This is a genomic window from Pseudomonas sp. Root71, assembly GCF_001429045.1.
In the GTDB taxonomy this organism is placed as follows: Bacteria; Pseudomonadota; Gammaproteobacteria; order Pseudomonadales; family Pseudomonadaceae; genus Aquipseudomonas; species Aquipseudomonas monachiensis.
In genome coordinates this window covers 279657-296650 of the sequence record NZ_LMHY01000001.1, presented here as the reverse complement: position 1 = coordinate 296650, position 16994 = coordinate 279657, and the positions used below count along the sequence as shown (strand labels likewise).

Annotated in this window: 18 protein-coding genes; 8 read left to right on the top strand and 10 right to left on the bottom strand. The window is 61.4% G+C overall.

Annotation, left to right across the window (positions count from 1 at the left end; genetic code table 11):
• Positions 1–82: 82 nt before the first annotated feature.
• From ASD95_RS01420 to ASD95_RS01395, 6 genes are all read right to left on the bottom strand, one after another.
• On the bottom strand, positions 83–634 hold the full coding sequence (locus tag ASD95_RS01420; RefSeq protein ID WP_056726366.1) for a disulfide bond formation protein B: 552 nt from the start codon (positions 632–634) through the stop codon (positions 83–85).
• Between the two features lie 263 nt (positions 635–897).
• Entirely contained in the window at positions 898–2136 is a 1239-nt protein-coding gene (locus ASD95_RS01415) for a heme biosynthesis protein HemY (protein ID WP_056726365.1), read from the bottom strand.
• The gene (locus tag ASD95_RS01410; protein WP_056726364.1) at positions 2133–3296 is read right to left on the bottom strand and encodes a uroporphyrinogen-III C-methyltransferase; all 1164 of its coding nucleotides are present in this window, start codon (positions 3294–3296) and stop codon (positions 2133–2135) included. The genes ASD95_RS01415 and ASD95_RS01410 overlap by 4 nt, the downstream gene beginning before the upstream one ends.
• A 16-nt stretch (positions 3297–3312) precedes the next feature.
• Positions 3313–4080, bottom strand: coding sequence for a uroporphyrinogen-III synthase (locus ASD95_RS01405; RefSeq protein WP_056726363.1), 768 nt, complete (start codon positions 4078–4080; stop codon positions 3313–3315).
• Entirely contained in the window at positions 4077–5018 is a 942-nt protein-coding gene (gene hemC, locus ASD95_RS01400; protein WP_056726362.1) for a hydroxymethylbilane synthase, read from the bottom strand. The genes ASD95_RS01405 and hemC overlap by 4 nt, the downstream gene beginning before the upstream one ends.
• Before the next feature lie 138 nt (positions 5019–5156).
• Positions 5157–5903, bottom strand: coding sequence for a LytR/AlgR family response regulator transcription factor (locus ASD95_RS01395; RefSeq protein WP_008048635.1), 747 nt, complete (start codon positions 5901–5903; stop codon positions 5157–5159).
• A gap of 461 nt (positions 5904–6364) precedes the next feature.
• Between ASD95_RS01395 and argH the strand changes: the two genes are divergently transcribed.
• Positions 6365–7759, top strand: coding sequence for an argininosuccinate lyase (argH, locus tag ASD95_RS01390; protein WP_008001478.1), 1395 nt, complete (start codon positions 6365–6367; stop codon positions 7757–7759).
• Positions 7760–7883: 124 nt separating this feature from the next.
• Here the strand turns inward: argH and ASD95_RS01385 are convergent, their stop codons facing one another.
• Positions 7884–8543, bottom strand: coding sequence for a glutathione S-transferase family protein (locus ASD95_RS01385; protein WP_056726361.1), 660 nt, complete (start codon positions 8541–8543; stop codon positions 7884–7886).
• 124 nt (positions 8544–8667) lie between these two features.
• Between ASD95_RS01385 and ASD95_RS01380 the strand changes: the two genes are divergently transcribed.
• From ASD95_RS01380 to ASD95_RS01370, 3 genes are all read left to right on the top strand, one after another.
• Positions 8668–8952 (top strand): hypothetical protein, encoded by a 285-nt coding sequence (locus ASD95_RS01380; protein ID WP_056726360.1) that lies wholly within the window; start codon positions 8668–8670, stop codon positions 8950–8952.
• Between the two features lie 332 nt (positions 8953–9284).
• Entirely contained in the window at positions 9285–9530 is a 246-nt protein-coding gene (locus ASD95_RS01375) for a TIGR02647 family protein (protein WP_007980796.1), read from the top strand.
• 194 nt (positions 9531–9724) lie between these two features.
• Complete coding sequence (locus ASD95_RS01370; protein ID WP_056726359.1) at positions 9725–12568, top strand: class I adenylate cyclase; 2844 nt, start codon at positions 9725–9727, stop codon at positions 12566–12568.
• Between the two features lie 7 nt (positions 12569–12575).
• Here ASD95_RS01370 and rnk read toward each other — a convergent pair whose 3' ends face one another.
• From rnk to cyaY, 3 genes are all read right to left on the bottom strand, one after another.
• On the bottom strand, positions 12576–12986 hold the full coding sequence (rnk, locus tag ASD95_RS01365; protein ID WP_008050852.1) for a nucleoside diphosphate kinase regulator: 411 nt from the start codon (positions 12984–12986) through the stop codon (positions 12576–12578).
• Positions 12987–13213: 227 nt separating this feature from the next.
• A complete protein-coding gene (locus ASD95_RS01360; protein WP_056726673.1) occupies positions 13214–13435 on the bottom strand; it encodes a DUF1289 domain-containing protein in 222 nt (73 codons plus the stop codon).
• Between the two features lie 4 nt (positions 13436–13439).
• The gene (gene cyaY, locus ASD95_RS01355; RefSeq protein ID WP_008050853.1) at positions 13440–13772 is read right to left on the bottom strand and encodes an iron donor protein CyaY; all 333 of its coding nucleotides are present in this window, start codon (positions 13770–13772) and stop codon (positions 13440–13442) included.
• A 211-nt stretch (positions 13773–13983) separates the two neighbouring features.
• Here cyaY and lptM point away from each other — a divergent pair, with 211 nt between their 5' ends.
• The 4 genes from lptM to ASD95_RS01340 are packed head-to-tail and all read left to right on the top strand — an operon-like array spanning position 13984 to position 16994.
• Positions 13984–14160: an LPS translocon maturation chaperone LptM gene (lptM, locus tag ASD95_RS28200; protein WP_007980804.1), complete on the top strand. Its 177-nt coding sequence runs from the start codon at positions 13984–13986 to the stop codon at positions 14158–14160.
• A 12-nt stretch (positions 14161–14172) separates the two neighbouring features.
• Positions 14173–15420: a diaminopimelate decarboxylase gene (lysA, locus tag ASD95_RS01350; RefSeq protein WP_056726358.1), complete on the top strand. Its 1248-nt coding sequence runs from the start codon at positions 14173–14175 to the stop codon at positions 15418–15420.
• A 4-nt stretch (positions 15421–15424) separates the two neighbouring features.
• Positions 15425–16255, top strand: coding sequence for a diaminopimelate epimerase (gene dapF, locus ASD95_RS01345; RefSeq protein WP_056726357.1), 831 nt, complete (start codon positions 15425–15427; stop codon positions 16253–16255).
• 13 nt (positions 16256–16268) lie between these two features.
• The gene (locus tag ASD95_RS01340) at positions 16269–16994 is read left to right on the top strand and encodes a DUF484 family protein (RefSeq protein WP_056726356.1); all 726 of its coding nucleotides are present in this window, start codon (positions 16269–16271) and stop codon (positions 16992–16994) included.

Sequence of the window (16994 nt, the reverse complement as noted above, 5' to 3'; positions counted from 1 at the left end):
ATTCCAATGACACGTGCGGGCCAGATTATGCCCGCGCGACACTGGCTTCAAGGTACGCAGGCGATAAAGTTCATACAAGTGTTTAATCGCCCGCAAAGGCCCGGTGCGACGACTCGCCGCTGAGTGGTCGCTGATAGCCGCTCCAGACCAGTCGCAGCGACTGGTAAATGGCCAGAATCATCATCGCGACGAAGAACAGCAGGCTCCACTCAGTGAGACTCAGATCGAACAGCGTCCAGGAAATTTCCACACAATCGGCAGCGCCCTTGAACATTTGCTGTACGACCGATAGCCACGGCGAGTTGGACAACAGGTCCGCCAGATGCGTCGAGCACGCTGCGACCTGTTCCGCCGGCAGGGTTTGCAGCAGGACTTGTCGCCATGCCGTGACAGTGCCGGCCAGGCTGCAACAAAGACTGAGCAACCAATACAGAACGTTTCCGATGCGACCGGGGCCATGGACCGAAGCCATCAGGCAGACGCCGGTAAGGAGCGCCAGGCAAAACCGCTGCACAAGACACAAGCCACAAGGTCGCAGGCCGACTGCATATTCCAGGTAGTAGGAAACGCCCATCGCCAGGGCACCCGCAATGAAAGCCATGAAAAACAAGGAGCGTGAGCAGGCCAAAGACATGGCTTTTCCGTAAAAGTAGTGACAGACCATTACGGTAGAGGAAAGCGCGACAGCCTTTCAAGGCAAGTGCCCACAGAGACTTCAGCACAGGAGTAGGGAAATCCCGACGCAGGCGAGAGGATAAAATGTAGTCTGCTGTAGGACTTTTCCTGCGACGAAATTTGGCGACTGAATTTCAACTGATCATCGCACTGCGGCGAGGGCGATTGCTCCCTCGCCACAGGTCATCGCTCAGGCGCCGGAGCCCGGCGCCAACGAATGGCTCAAGCGCGGACCGGCGCTGGCAGAGGGGCCGCGAGCAAGCGCTCATCCAACAACCCCAGGCCTTCCTGAAACAGCTGGTTGCTGCGCTCGGCATCGCCCATTTGCGCCAGCAAGCGTGCCAGCTCGGCACAGGCTTCCGGATTGCGTTGTACACGCAGGCTGCTTTCCAGATAGTCCCGGGCCTTGCCCCACAAACTGTTTTGCAGGCATAGACGCCCCAGAGTCAGCAGAAGGCCCGGATCAGCCGGATGGTCCTTGAGCCAGCCTTCGGCGGCCTGCAACTGGCGGACCGGATCATTGCCGCGAACCAGTCCGTAGAGTCGTGCCAGATGACTGTCGTAGCTGCGCTTGAGCGCAGTGCGCAGCACTTCTTCGGCCTCGACCTGAGCCCCCAGTTGCCGTAGCTGTTCGGCATACGCGAGCACCAATTGCGGCTCCTGACGCTGTGCCGAAGTCAGTTGCTGCCAGGCACGTTCCAGCGATTGCTTCCCCACCGTTCCGTCTGCTTCCCGTTGCGCCGCCAGGGACAGGTTCGCCCCCCAGGCCCGACGCTCCAGCTCGGCGAGTTCGGCAGCCGGCAGGATTTTGTCCTTGCGCAGTTCCGGCAGCAGGCGAATCACTGCCGACCAGTCACCACGCTGCGCAAGCAGGCGCTGCAACTGACGCAGGGTCTGTGCGTTATGAGGGTGGCGTTCACGCATGGCTTGCAGGGTGGCGAGGGCGCCTTCGGTATCACCGCGGTCGGTCTGCAACTGGGCGTGGCTCAAGGCAATCGCCAACTCGGCCTGAGGCTGACGCTCCAGGGCGCGCTCCAGCAAGTTGTCGCTTTCTTCGTAATTGCCCAGTTCGTTCGCGGCACGGGCAGCGCCGAGGTAGTAAAGCAGCGGCTGGCGCTCGGCTTCGGCAGCCCGATACAAGTGCCGTTGCGCGTTGGCCCAGCGCCCCTCGGCCAGGTCCAGCTGACCGTGTTCGATCGCCACCTGCACCCGACGGCTGCGGTTGCGCCGCGACCACGGATTGACCACGCCACTGGAAGCCATCACCAGTTCGACCAGCGACTTGATGCCCCAGATCACCAGCCAGAGCACAGCCACCAGCGCCAAGGTAGCCCACAGGCTCGACTCGTAACGGAAGGTCTTGTAGGCAATCAGCACATAGCCGGAGTGTTCGGCAATCGCCAACCCGAGCGCAGCGGTAGCAGCGATCACGAAGAACACGATCACATAGAGGCGTCTCATGGCGTGGCCTCCGGCGCGGCGTTCGCGGCAGGCCTGGCCAGTGGCTTGACCGAATCTTCAGCGTTGACGTTGCGCCGCTCCAGATACCCCTGCACCGCGCTCAGGGTGCCGGTCATGTCCGGAGTGACGACGGTGACAGGTTGCTTGCTCAACTCGGCGACCTGCTCAAGCATGACTTTGCTTTGCGCGTTGTCCGGGTTGAAGTTGCCCTTGAGGATGTCCCGCGCCTCGTCCAGCACCTGGGAGTAAACCGCCGCCTGGCCATTGAGTGCGGCCCACTGCGCCTGCTCCAGCGCCAGGCTCAGGGCCAGGCGTACCTGACTCAGGCTCTGGCCAGCCAACAATGGGCGAACGTTTTTGTCAGCATTGAAATCGATGCGGATGTAGCGCGAAATCTGATCCCACCATTGCGCCCAGCGACTGGCACCGTCGCCATCGGCAGTCAGGCCCAGCAACGAATCACCTCGGTCCTTGTACTCCGGTGCCAGCTCGGTGAGGCTGGCCACTTGATCACGCAGCGCGCCAAGACGCAGGAACAGCCCGGTGCGATCCGGTTGTTCGGTGCTGCGCAAGGCGATCAGGGTCTTGGCCACCTGCTCGCGAGCGGCAAAGGAGCCCGGGTCGTTTTGCTCGCGCAGTATCTCGTCGGCACCCTGGACCAGTGCCTGGGCACTGCTGATGTCCTGCAACGCGGACAGTCGCAGGCTGGCCAGACGTAGCAGGTGCTCGGCCTCGGCCAGACGCCAGTCCTTGCGGCTGGCGCCGAGAACGGTTTCCAGCCGTTGGTTCAACCGCTGCTGATCACCTTGCAGCTGAATCACCAGGCGACTGCGTGCTTCCAGCTCATCGGCGGGAGGCAATTGCGCCAGGCGTGCGCTCAGGCGCTCCTCATTGAGCTTGAGGCTTTGCGCCTGGTCATTCAGCGCCTGCACCTGGCTCAGTTGCTGCTGATTATTGGCCTGCAGGTGACGCACCTGCCAGACACCCCAACCGCCCACGGCTACACCGGCTGCGCCCAACAGCAGCGCGATGATTGCCAGACCATTGCCTCGACGCTGCTCGGCAGCAGGTGGCGGCGGCGACACTTCATCAACAGGAGCATCAACAGGTGCATCAAGCACCGGTCGCGAGTCATCTTTAGGCAAGGCTGTTTCGCTCACGTATCCATCCTTTGCATCAGAAAACGGGTACGGGATGCTCCCGCAACGCCGTCAGCAAGGCCGCGGCACTGGCGCCGCGACAATCCACAACTGTTTTGGCCCCGGCGGCACGCGCCATCTCGGCAACCCTGGGGCTCGGTACAAACAACGGCAACCGCGCCAACTGCGGCCAGGCATCGCCGGCCAATTGGTGCAGGTGCTCAAAACCTTGTCCACTGCTGACCACCAACCCGTTCAGGCGTTCCGCCTGGATCCGTTGCGGCAGCAGTGTCGGCGGATAAATCGGCAACCCCCGGCGGTACAACTCCAGATACTCGACACTAGCACCAAGCTCACGCAAACGCTCAGCCAGCAACTCGCGCCCGCCCTCCCCGCGCAGGATCAGCACTCGCGCATCGGGTTGTGCGATAGCCTCGCGCAGACGGGAAAGTTCGAGCAAGGCTTCACTGTCATCGCCTTCTGCCGGGAAGCTCACGTCCAGCCCGTGATCCTCGAGGATCCGCGCAGTCGCCGCGCCGACGCTGATCCACTTCACACCGGGCGGTGTTGGCCAATACCGCTCGAGCAGTTCGACGCCGATCCGGGCTGCCGGCTTGCTGACCACGATGACGGCGCAGAACTGATCCAGCGCCTGAATCACCTGGCGCATTGTGTCAGTGGTCGCAATGGGCATGATGTCCAAAAGCGGCAGGCTGTTACTGAATATCCCCTGCTCGGCCAAAAGGCTGCTCAGCGCCGCCGCTTCTTCGGCGGGACGCGTCAGCAGCAAGCGCCAGCCGATCACTCGTGACCAGCCTCGCCATAGACCGCCTTGAGGATGGCGCCGGCACCCTGGCTGAGCAGGTCTTCGGCGACTCGCACACCCAGCGCCTCGGCATCGTCGCGAGGAGCCCGGGCCTGTGCGCTGAGCAGCAGGCCACCGGCCGGATCGCCCACCAGCCCGCGCAACCAGACTTGCTCGCCCTCCAGCACGGCGTAGCAGGCGATCGGCACCTGGCAGCCACCATTGAGGTGCTTGTTGAGGGCTCGTTCAGCGGTCACGCGAGTGGCGGTATCCTGGTGATGCAGGGGTGTCAGCAACGCATGGATTTCACTGTCGCCGCTGCGGCATTCGATACCCACCGCGCCCTGGCCACCGGCCGGAAGGCTGTCGTCGACGCTGATGGCCGAGCTGATGCGATCTTCGAATCCCAGGCGGATCAGGCCGGCGGCGGCGAGGATGATGGCGTCGTATTCGCCGGCATCGAGCTTGGCCAGGCGAGTGTTGACGTTGCCGCGCAGGAAACGGATTTCCAAGTCCGGGCGGCGGGTCAGCAATTGAGCCTGGCGACGCAAGCTGGAGGTGCCGACGATGCTGCCCCGGGGCAACTCATCCAGGCGGGTGTAGGTGTTGGAAACGAAGGCATCGCGCGGGTCTTCCCGCTCGCAGATGCAGAACAGGCCGAGGCCTTCGGGGAAGTCCATCGGCACGTCCTTCATCGAGTGCACGGCGATGTCGGCTTCATTTTCCAGCAGCGCGGTTTCGAGCTCCTTGACGAACAGGCCTTTGCCGCCGATTTTCGACAGCGGTGAGTCAAGCAGCTTGTCACCACGGCTGACCATGGGGACGAGGGTCACCAGCAGGCCCGGATGAGCCGCTTCAAGACGGGCTTTGACGTATTCGGCCTGCCAAAGGGCGAGAGCGCTTTTGCGGGTGGCGATGCGGATCTGGCGAGAGGACATGGATCAATCCGTACTGAATAGATACGGCGGATAATAACAGCTCAGCCAAATCCACTTTGACTTGTATCAGATACTACTCGGCCTCCCTGGCCCCGGATGTCCGGCAATCGGGTGTAAAATTGGCCTGCGAACAGCTGTTTAAAGCTGTTGCATCATTTTGCGTACCCCAGCCACATGACGACGGCTGACGATCAGCGCATCACCGTTGAGGCCTTTCAGGAATAGCTGAAAATGTCCCAAGGGTGTGCGTTGCAATCGCTCGATACGCTCACGGGCGACCAGTGCATTGCGATGGATACGCACGAAACGGTCACCGAATTCATCTTCGAGGGCCTTGAGCGGCTCATCGAGCAGCACTTCGCCGCTTTCGTGGCGCAAGGTCACGTATTTGTGGTCGGCAATGAAATACACCACCTGATCCAGCGGAATCAGCTCGATCCCCTTACGGGTTCGGGCGCTGATATGGCTGCGCGGGCCGTTGCCGCTTTCGGCGGCAGGGCGGGTCAGGGCGGCGAGCTGGGCACGATTGGGGCGCTCGGCTCTCTTTAATGCGTCATGTAATTGTTCAGTTCTCACAGGTTTCACCAGATAGCCTACGGCGCTGGCCTGTAAGGCTTCCACGGCAAATTCATCGGGCCCGGCGCAGAACACCACGGCGGGCGGAGTTTCGCGTTCGCATAACCGAGCAGCCACTTGCAGGCCATCCAGGCCGGGCATGCGGATATCGAGCAGCACGATATCCGGCTTGTGGCTGTCGATCAGTGCCAACGCCTCTTCGCCATTCGTGGCACTAGGCTCCAGGACACTGTATCCCTCGAGTTCGCCAACCATGCGGCTCAGGCGCTCTCGGGCCAAGGGTTCGTCATCAACGATCAGGACATTCATATTGCGCTGGATTCCTGCGTGAGTCTCGCACAAGGATAGCGTAGACAGGTGAAGTGACATCCGTCACCGCGATCCACGCTAAGACTAGCGCGAGCGCCAAAAAGTGCCGTTGGTCCGGCGGCTAAATTTTCATCTGCCGGGCGATTGGCGGCCCAGGCCCGCGTTGGCGATGCATCGCCACAGGGTTTGCTGATACGCAATATGAACACCCCACTCTTCTTATAGCCAGCGGCTGCACCGAGAAGTGCGCTGATCCTACTGTCCAACTGTAGACGGTTGCCGGGACGATATTGCTCAATTGGAAAATATCGTTCTGCAAAAATGCGCGGATATTGCCCGGGCCCGGGCTCTCGCCCCCCAAAAAAACGTATCGACCAGTGTCAGCGACAGGATTGGCAACCCTGTTATTATCCGCGCCAGCGTTCCACGCCTTCTTACTTCAAGCCGATACGAGCGAATTCATGAGCACTGACAAGACCAATCAGTCCTGGGGCGGCCGCTTCAGTGAACCCGTCGACGCCTTCGTCGCCCGCTTCACCGCCTCCGTCACCTTCGACCAGCGCCTGTATCGCCACGACATCATGGGCTCGATCGCCCACGCCACCATGCTGGCCAAGGTCGGCGTGCTGACCGATGCCGAGCGCGACAGCATCATCGATGGCCTGAACACCATCCAGGGTGAAATCGAGGCCGGTCAGTTCGACTGGCGCATCGACCTCGAAGACGTTCACATGAACATCGAGGCACGCCTGACCGACCGCATCGGCGTGACCGGTAAAAAGTTGCACACCGGCCGCAGCCGCAACGATCAGGTCGCCACCGACATCCGTCTGTGGCTGCGTGACGAGATCGACCTGATCCTGGCCGAAATCACCCGCCTGCAAAAAGGCCTGCTGGAGCAGGCCGAGCGCGAAGCCGCCAGCATCATGCCGGGGTTCACCCACCTGCAGACCGCACAGCCGGTGACGTTCGGGCACCACATGCTGGCCTGGTTCGAAATGCTCAGCCGCGACTATGAACGCCTGGTCGACTGCCGCAAACGCACCAACCGCATGCCATTGGGCAGCGCGGCGCTGGCCGGCACCACCTATCCGATCGATCGTGAATACACCGCCCAACTCCTGGGTTTCGACGCGGTTGGCGGCAATTCGCTGGACAACGTCTCCGATCGTGATTTCGCCATCGAATTCTGCTCGGCGGCCAGTATCGCGATGATGCACCTGTCGCGCTTCTCCGAAGAGCTGGTGCTGTGGACCAGCGCGCAGTTCCAGTTTATCGATCTGCCCGACCGTTTCTGCACCGGCAGCTCGATCATGCCGCAAAAGAAAAACCCGGACGTGCCGGAGCTCGTGCGTGGCAAGACCGGTCGCGTGTTCGGCGCACTGATGGGCCTGCTGACCCTGATGAAAGGCCAGCCCCTGGCCTACAACAAGGACAACCAGGAAGACAAGGAACCGCTGTTCGACGCCGCTGACACCCTGCGCGACTCGCTGCGGGCCTTTGCCGACATGGTGCCGGCGATCAAGCCCAAGCACGCGATGATGCGCGAAGCAGCCCTGCGCGGTTTCTCCACCGCCACCGACCTGGCCGACTACCTGGTGCGTCGCGGCCTGCCATTCCGTGATTGCCACGAAATCGTTGGCCATGCCGTGAAGTACGGCGTGGACAGCGGCAAGGACCTGGCGGAAATGAGCCTGGAAGAACTGCGCAAGTTCAGCGACCAGATCGATCAGGACGTGTTCGCCGTGTTGACCCTGGAAGGCTCGGTCAATGCCCGTAACCACATCGGCGGCACCGCGCCGGCGCAGGTGAAGGCTGCCGTGGCTCGTGGTCAGGCGCTGCTCGCCAGCCGCTAAATCGCCAAAAACTTCGCGAGCAGGCTCGCTCCCACACTGGATAGTGTTCGCACATCCAATCCTGTGGGAGCGAGCCGGCTCCGGGCGGCGTTCCGACGATGCCGGACTTCAAAACCCCACAGAACTACTTCTTGGCAGCGATCATCGCCATGAACGCCGGCATCGCCGCCTCCCGGTCCGCCGCAATTCGCTGAACGTTGGGGTTCTGTCCCAGACGTTCCAGCAACGCCCTGGCCGCCGGCATTTCTGCCAGCAGATCAATCCCGAACACCTTCTGCCCGACCGCACTGGCCAATGACACGCTGTACTGGAAGTACAGATCGGCAATGCTCAAGCTTTCTCCAGCCACATAAGGGGCGAATTTGCCGTGCCTGGCCAGGGAGGCAAACCCCAGTAGCAACTCAGCCTTGCTCTTTTCCTTGATCGCCTCCGACACCGTCATGCCAAAAAATGCTTCCGGGAAGCAGGCACGCGCCGGCAGTTCGATGTACAGCTCGATTTCCTTGGCTAACGCCAGCACCTGCGCGCGCTCGAACGGCTCATTCGGCAGCAGTGGCTTGCCCTTTTGGGCTTGTTCGATGTACTCGAGAATCACGCTGGTTTCGTTGATGTAGCCCTGCTCGACACCCAGCACCGGGACCTTGCCCCGCGGGCTGATCGCCAATGACTCCGGGGTCTGGGTCGGGACGAACATGACCTCCTCGAATGGCAGGCCTTTTTCCAGCAACGCCAGTTTGACCATGTTGTAGTAGTTGCTGACACAAAATCCATAAAGTTTAAACATCACATAGCCTCCAGGCCGTGCGGGGTGGGCAGTGCCTGTTTATAGAACGCTGCCGGGATTCTTGCCAGCAGCATCACGCCGCTGAATGCGGGTAAACTGGCCGCCTTTCCCTTAGGAGCCTGCCATGAGCGAGCCAACCGATATCGACAACGACGAAGAAGAGTTCGCCGAAAGCACCCTGATCCAGGCCATCGAAAACCAGATCGAAAGCGACAACCCGCCGGCTGCCAAGGCGACGTTCAACAAGCTGACACTGGTGGGTTACGAACGCGAAGAAATTCTCAACCTGATGGCTCACGTTTTGGCGGTAGAAATCGACTCGATCCTCGAAGAAGACCGCGCGTTCAACACCGAATGGTACGAAGCTGCCCTGCGCGCCTTGCCCGAGTTGCCGCCGGAAAAGCAGTAAGCATCGAAATAGATTCTTGTGGCGAGGGAGCTTGCTCCCGCTGGGTCGCGAAGCGGCCCCAAAAGCTTTGCGACTGCTTCGCAGCCGAGCGGGACGGTGCGGCGATCCGACAAGCTCCCTCGCCACAGGAAAGCAAGCTACACACATTTTGTTGCCAATCCTGCCTGCCGTCTCCCGACACCTGACTACACTGGAAACACCCCGCTGCCCCACCATCCGCCGGGGGAAGGCTACCCGAGGCAAAAAACCCTGTCGCGAGCACTGGACATGCCGCGCAAGTGGGATCACCTTAGGGGCGCTGTCGTCCAATTCCTAGAAAGTCTGGAGTCCTTATGTCGCTTACCCCTGAGTTGGTTGCCGAACTGGAAGTCCTCGCACTCTTCAACCTGGACAGTTCCCAGGAAGGTCTGAAAATTCATCAGACCGCTGCCCCGAAACACATTGCCGCCGCCAAACGCCTCTTTGAAAAAGAACTGACCGACCAACCTGACGGCGGTTACCTGACCAGCCTGGGTCGTGACGCCGCGCAAAATGTGCAATCCGTGCTGACCATTCTTAACGCCGAAGTAACAGCCTGAATTCTGCCGCATCGCCCACGGAGACCCCGACCCAGGGATTTCCGCGGGCACATTCCCCTGATGCCTGCCCCCAATCGTTAGAAATCTGACGCCAGAAAAACAAAATCAGCTTAAAAGTCCTCGCCCCAAGGCGCTAAACTGCCCCACATCCGAAGAGCCCCACGTCCGAGCCCTGCGAGCCGGTTTGAGCTGACATGACGCGCACCCACGAAATCCGCCCTGATCTGGACGAGGGAATCGATCGCAAGGTTCTCAGCCAGCTGCGCGCACGCTTTCTGAAACTCAACGAAGGACGCATGGCTCGCGCCATGGAAGGGTTGTCGACCCGCCAGCAAGGGGTTCTGACCTTGCTGCCGCTGTTTTTCCACGTTAACCATCCGCTGTTGCCCGGCTATGTTTCGGGCGGTACGCCGGCCGGGCTGTCGAATTTCGAACCGGATGCCAATGTCCTCGCTGAAGCCCAGCGCCTGACCCGCTCGTTTTCCTATAAGCCGCGCCACGGCAGCAACCCGCCAAGACCAATTCATGGTCTGTTCCTGATGGGCAGCCTCGGCACCCTGGCGCAGGCTGACCAGAGCGACATGGATGTGTGGGTCTGCCATGGGCCGGACCTGAGCGAAAACGAACTCGTCGAGCTGCGCAAGAAATGCCAGTTGCTGGAAGCCTGGGCCGCCAGCCAGGGCGCCGAAGCGCATTTTTTCTTGATCGATCCGAGCCGTTTCGTCCGCGGTGAGCGTGATACCCAACTGAGCTCGGAGGATTGCGGCACTACCCAGCACTACCTGTTGCTGGACGAGTTTTACCGCACCGCGATCTGGCTCGCCGGGCGCACACCGATCTGGTGGCTGGTGCCGGTCTACGAAGAGTCGAGCTACGACCGCTACACCCATGCCTTGATCTCCAAACGCTTCATCCGTGCCGATGAAACCCTCGACCTCGGCAACCTGGCCTACATCCCTCCCGGCGAATTTATCGGTGCCGGGCTCTGGCAGCTGTTCAAGGGCATCGAGTCGCCCTACAAGTCGGTTCTCAAGCTGCTGCTGACTGAGGTTTATGCCAGTGAACACCCCAGGGTCCATTGCCTGAGCCTGCGCTTCAAGCAGGCGGTGTTCGCCAACCGGCTCGACCTCGACGAGCTGGATCCATACGTCGTGGTGTACCGGCGCATCGAGGAATACCTGATTGCCCGCAACGAACCGGAACGCCTGGAACTGGTGCGTCGCGCGTTGTACCTGAAGGTCAATCGCAAACTCACCGGCAACAGCCGCACCCAGAGCTGGCAGCGCTCTTTGCTCGAGCGCCTGGCCCATGAATGGCACTGGGACCAGCGGCAACTGACCCTGCTCGACAGCCGCAGCCAGTGGAAAGTCCGCCAGGTCGGCTCCGAACGGCGGGCACTGGTCAACGAGCTGAACTACAGCTACCGCTTCCTCACCCAGTTTGCCCGTCACGAACAAACGGTCAGCCGTATCAACAAACGCGACCTGAGCGTCCTCGGCCGTCGCCTGTATGCCGCTTTCGAGCGCAAGGCCGGCAAAGTCGAATTCATCAACCCTGGCATCGCCCCGGATCTGGCTGAAGACACCCTGACGCTGGTGCACGCACCGAACAAGAAAGAACCGGGGCAAAGCCAGTGGGGCTTGTACAACGGCAGCCTGACGGCACTGGAGTGGGAACATTTCGCGCCGATCAAACGCAGCCGTCACCTGCTCGAACTGCTGACCTGGTGCCACCGCAATGGCGTGATCGACAGCAGCACCCGCCTGGCCTTGCACCCCGGCACCAGCAACTTGAGTGAATTCGAACTGTTCAATCTGCTTGGCAGCCTGCAACAGACCATCGCCCTGCCCTTGCCCACCGTCGCCGAGGAACCTCTGTTGCGCGCAAGCGTACCGAGTGAAGTGCTGATCCTGGTGAATGTCGGCATCGATCCGCTCAAGCACCATCGCGACCTGAACATCCTCATGACCACCGAACGCACCGACTCCCTGAGCTACGCCGGTGTCCGGGAAAATCTGGTGCTGACCCTGGACCAGGTCACGCTCAATAGCTGGAACGAAGTCCTGGTCGGCCGCTACGACGGTCCCCACGCCCTGCTCGACTGCATCCGCGACTACCTCAACAACCTGCCAACCGGATCACAACAGCCGAAGCTGAGGGTGCGCTGCTTCTGCCATAACCGCGCGCAGTTCATTGCCCAACGGGTCGAGGAAATCCTCGATACCGCGCAGAACCTGCTGCTGAGCCGGCTCAATCATCGCTACCTGATCCAGGTCCAGCAGCACTACCACGTGCTGGAGTTGGTGCCGGGCCAGGTCCAGCACATAGCACTGGCCACTCTGCCGGCACTGATCGATTACCTGGGCAAGGAAATGACGAGCTACAGTCCGTTGCACCTCGATCCGAAGGCGCTGGAAGACCACGACCTCGCGCTGTTCCTGCCAACGGGCCAGCCGGACTGCATTCAAGTGTTCTACCGGGTCAATGAAGATCAGGCTGATCTGTACGTGCTCGATGAGTTCAACGCCCTGTGGCAGCAACGCCTGCCCTGGCACGATGAGCAAAGCCTGCTGGTGCCGCTGCAGCGTTTCCTGCAATCGATCCAGTACCGTCGCGATGCCCTGTTGCCGATGGACGCGGCCCACCCCTTGAACCTCGACACCCTGTATTGCCAGCTGCTGCCGTCAGGCCCTGGCCGGGCGCGCCGCATCGAAGCCCGGCCGGCACCGCAGACGCCGGTGAACAAGCCGTTCTACGACGTGCAGGCGATCGTCGGCAAAGCCGCACCGGGTCAGGTGCAGGTGACGTTGTATTGCAATCAACGGGAGTTTTCCGAGCTGGAACATGGCGACCAGTTGTTCCGCGTGGTCGCCCGGGAAATCGTCGGGCAGCGCCGGGAAACCGAACGCTACCGCTGCTACATCACCGATCTCGACCTGTCAGGCCTGCTGGGCGAAGGGCAGAGTTCCACCCATCTGTACCTGCGCTACAAGGCAGACCTGGAGCACGCGTTGAACGAGGCGCTTGATCAGGCCTGAGGGGGTCTCACTCCGGGAACGCGCCGCCATTGGCCGGCTGCGATTCGACTTCCAGCAACGTCAGCTTCAGGGTCTTGCCGCCCGGAGCCGGCCAATCGATGTGCTGGCCAACCTTCAGGCCCAGCAACGCGCTGCCCACGGGCGCCAGGATCGAGACCTTGCCTTCGTCGGCATTTGCATCCTTGGGGTACACCAGGGTCAGGTGGTAGTCCTTGCCACTGCCTTCTTCGCGGCAATGCACTCGGGAATTCATGGTCACGACATCCGCCGGCACTTCATCGTGGCCGACCAGGGTATCGGCGCGATCCAGTTCGGTTTGCAGCGCAATAACGCCCGGCAGCGTGTCGTCCAGGCTGTCGATCAGACGCTCCAGACGCTGTACGTCCAGACGGGTAAGGGTGATGGAAGGTGCGGTCATGATCTGGGCAGACTCCTTTCTTCTGCACGAAAAAAGCAAAACCCCGCCAGAAAAAGGCGGGGTTTTCATCAGCCTCGATGGGTTGAGGCGTTTCTGGACACTATCACAGCTCAAAAAATATACAAGCCGCCACACGGCGGCGTAGGAGCTGCCGCAGGCTGCGATCTCTTGATCTTGTTCTTCGGCAATCTTCAGAGCTGCCAAAAGATCGCAGCCTTCGGCAGCTCCTACAGAGCGCCAGCCTTGCGATTCGAAGCCTGCACGCAAATCACCCGCCGACGTTCGTCATCGGCCGAACGCCATTCGCGGATGTCTTCGACGTGACGGAAGCAGCCCAGGCAGACTTTCTGCTCGTCCAGCCGGCACACACCGCTGCAGGGCGATGGCACCGCCGGACTGACGTTACTGTAGAGCGGCTTGGGAGCACGAACAGGCGCAGGCTGGGTCACGATCTCACAGGCCTTCGAAATCGAGCTCGACACCGGCCTGCTGCTGGACGATACGCTCAAGCATTTCACCCAACTGCTCTTCGCTCTTGTCGCACATCCAGCGCTCGCTTTCTTCGTCGTAGTCGAAGTGAAAACCACCGGAAACCGCCGCCAGCCACAGCTGACGCAGCGGCTCCTGGCGACTGAAGATCAACTGGCTGCCGTTCTCGAACTTGACGGTCAGCACACCGGCCGAGCTTTCGAGGTCGATATCCAGGTCGCTCTCGTCAAAGATGTCCTCCAGGGTTTGCTGGGTGGCATCGACAAGGTCATGGAAACGCGCTTCGGACAAACTCATTACGGCAACCTCAAAAAGTGTCTGATCAGGCTCAAGCGCCGCAAGATACGACCGAGCCCCGTCGATTGCAAAGGATAACGACCAGTTGCCCTACCCGTGGGTTCGATGTGCTTGCGGCCAAGCCCCGCCGGACGGGCGGTCCGTTGCATAGGCAAGCTGCCGGGTGGCCGGTATACTCCGGCGCAATTAATGCATTTTCAAGGATTTCGCCATGAAGCGCCTGATCTCTTCCCTTGCTGCGCTCCTCGCGGTTGCCTGCCTTGTGTCGGCCTGCGGTCAAAAAGGCCCGCTGTACCTGCCCGATGAAGACCAGGACCCTGTCGAGCAAGCCAAGTCGTCGCAGCAGCAGCCTGCCTCCAAAGCACACAAGCACGACGTCTACCAATAATAAGGGAACCTCATGGACGCTTTTAACTACCGTGACGGTGAACTGTTCGCGGAAGGTGTTGCCCTGTCTGCCATCGCCGAGCGCTTTGGTACACCGACCTACGTTTACTCGCGCGCGCACATCGAAGCCCAATACCTGGCTTACGCCGATGCACTGGCCGGCATGCCGCACCTGGTGTGCTTCGCGGTCAAGGCCAACTCCAACCTGGGTGTACTGAATGTCCTGGCGCGCCTGGGCGCCGGTTTCGACATCGTCTCCCGTGGCGAACTGGAACGTGTACTGGCCGCTGGCGGCAGCGCCGACAAGATCGTGTTCTCCGGCGTCGGCAAGACCCGTGACGACATGCGTCGCGCCCTGGAAGTCGGCGTGCACTGCTTCAACGTCGAATCCACCGACGAGCTGGAACGCCTGCAAGTGGTCGCCGCCGAACTGGGCGTTCGCGCGCCGGTTTCGCTGCGCGTGAACCCGGACGTCGATGCCGGTACCCACCCGTACATCTCCACCGGACTCAAAGAGAACAAGTTCGGCATCGCCATCGCCGACGCCGAAGATGTGTACGTGCGTGCCGCGCAGCTGCCGAACCTGGAAGTGGTCGGCGTCGATTGCCACATCGGCTCGCAACTGACCACCCTGCCACCGTTCATCGACGCTCTCGACCGCCTGCTGGGCCTGGTCGACCGCCTTGGCGATTGCGGCATCTACCTGCGCCACATCGATCTCGGTGGCGGCCTGGGCGTGCGATACAAGGACGAGGAGCCGCCACTGGCTGCCGACTACATCAAGGCCGTGCGCGAGCGCCTCGACGGCCGTGACCTGGCACTGGTGTTCGAACCGGGCCGCTTCATCGTCGCCAACGCCGGTGTATTGCTGACCCAGGTCGAATACCTCAAGCACACCGAGCACAAAGACTTCGCCATCGTCGACGCGGCCATGAACGACCTGATCCGCCCGGCGCTGTACCAAGCCTGGATGGACGTCACTGCCGTGCGCCCGCGCACCTCCGCTGCCCGCGCCTACGACATCGTCGGCCCGATCTGCGAGACCGGCGACTTCCTGGCCAAGGACCGTCAGCTGGCGCTGGAAGAAGGTGACCTGCTGGCCGTGCATTCGGCCGGTGCCTACGGGTTTGTCATGAGCTCCAACTACAACACCCGCGGCCGTACCGCAGAAGTGTTGGTGGACGGTGATCGGGCATTTGAAGTGCGTCGCCGTGAAACGGTAGCCGAGTTGTTTGCTGGCGAAAGCCTGCTGCCGGAGTAAAACCATGCTGCTGCGTTTTACCAAGATGCACGGCCTGGGCAATGATTTCATGGTCCTCGACCTGGTCAGCCAGCACGCGCACATCCTGCCCAAGCATGCCAAGCAATGGGGCGACCGGCACACCGGCATCGGTTTCGACCAATTGCTGATCGTCGAGGCGCCGAGCAACCCGGACGTGGATTTCCGCTATCGGATCTTCAACTCCGACGGTTCCGAAGTGGAACAATGCGGCAACGGTGCGCGCTGTTTCGCCCGCTTCGTGCTCGACAAGCGCCTGACCGCAAAGCGGCTGATTCGCGTCGAGACCAAAAGCGGCGTCATCGAGCTCGACGTGCGTAACGATGGCCAGATCAGCGTCAACATGGGCGCCCCGCGCCTGGTGCCGGCGGATATTCCGTTCCAGGCACCGGAGCAGGCCACGAGTTATCAGGTCGACGTCGACGGCACCCCGGTCGATCTGGCTGCCGTGTCCATGGGCAACCCCCATGCCGTGCTGCGGGTCAGCGATATCAACAACGCGCCGGTGCATGAACTGGGGCCGAAAATCGAACATCACCCGCGCTTCCCGGCACGGGTCAATGTCGGTTTTCTCCAGGTCATCGACCGGAGCCGCGCGCAGTTGCGAGTCTGGGAGCGTGGAGCCGGGGAAACCCAGGCTTGCGGAACCGGCGCCTGCGCCGCCGCAGTGGCCGCGATCAGCCAGGGGTGGATGGATTCGCCGCTATTGATCGACCTGCCTGGCGGGCGCTTGTCCATAGAGTGGGCAGGCCCTGGCCAACCGGTGATGATGACCGGCCCGGCAGTGCGCGTATATGAAGGACAAGTGCGTCTTTGAGTGAGCGAAACCTATGACCGACAAGCCTCAGGTACCCGCGCGACAAGCTGACGAATCACCGTCCGAAAGCCTGGAGGCGGCGGCTATTGCCGCGTACCTGGAGGCTCATCCGGACTTCTTCGTCGAGCACGAAGAGCTGCTCCCGTCCCTGCGTATTCCCCATCGTCGCGGTGATACCGTGTCGCTGGTGGAGCGTCAGATGACCATCCTGCGCGACCGCAACATTGAACTGCGTCATCGCCTGTCGCATTTGATGGACGTGGCCCGGGACAACGACCGATTGTTCGAAAAGACCCGTCGCCTGATCCTGGCGCTGATGGACGCAGCCAGCCTGGAAGATGTAGTGATGTGCGTCGAAGACAGCCTGCGCCAGGAATTCCAGGTGCCCTTCGTCAGCCTCATCCTGCTCGGCGACAACGCCATGCCGGTGGGCCGCTGGGTCACTCACGCGGAAGCCCAGGTGGCCATCGGCGGTTTGCTCTCGGAAGACAAAAGTGTCAGTGGCAGCCTGCGCGAGCATGAGCTGGACTTCCTGTTCGGCGAAGAACAGCGCAAGCAGATCGGCTCCACCGCGGTCGTTGCCATCAGCCATCAAGGCATCCACGGCATCCTGGCCATCGCCAGCCGTGATCCGCAACACTACAAAAGCTCGGTGGGCACCTTGTTCCTGAGCTACATCGCTGAAGTCATGGGTCGCGTGCTGCCACGGGTCAACAACTCCCTGCGCTCGGTACGCTGA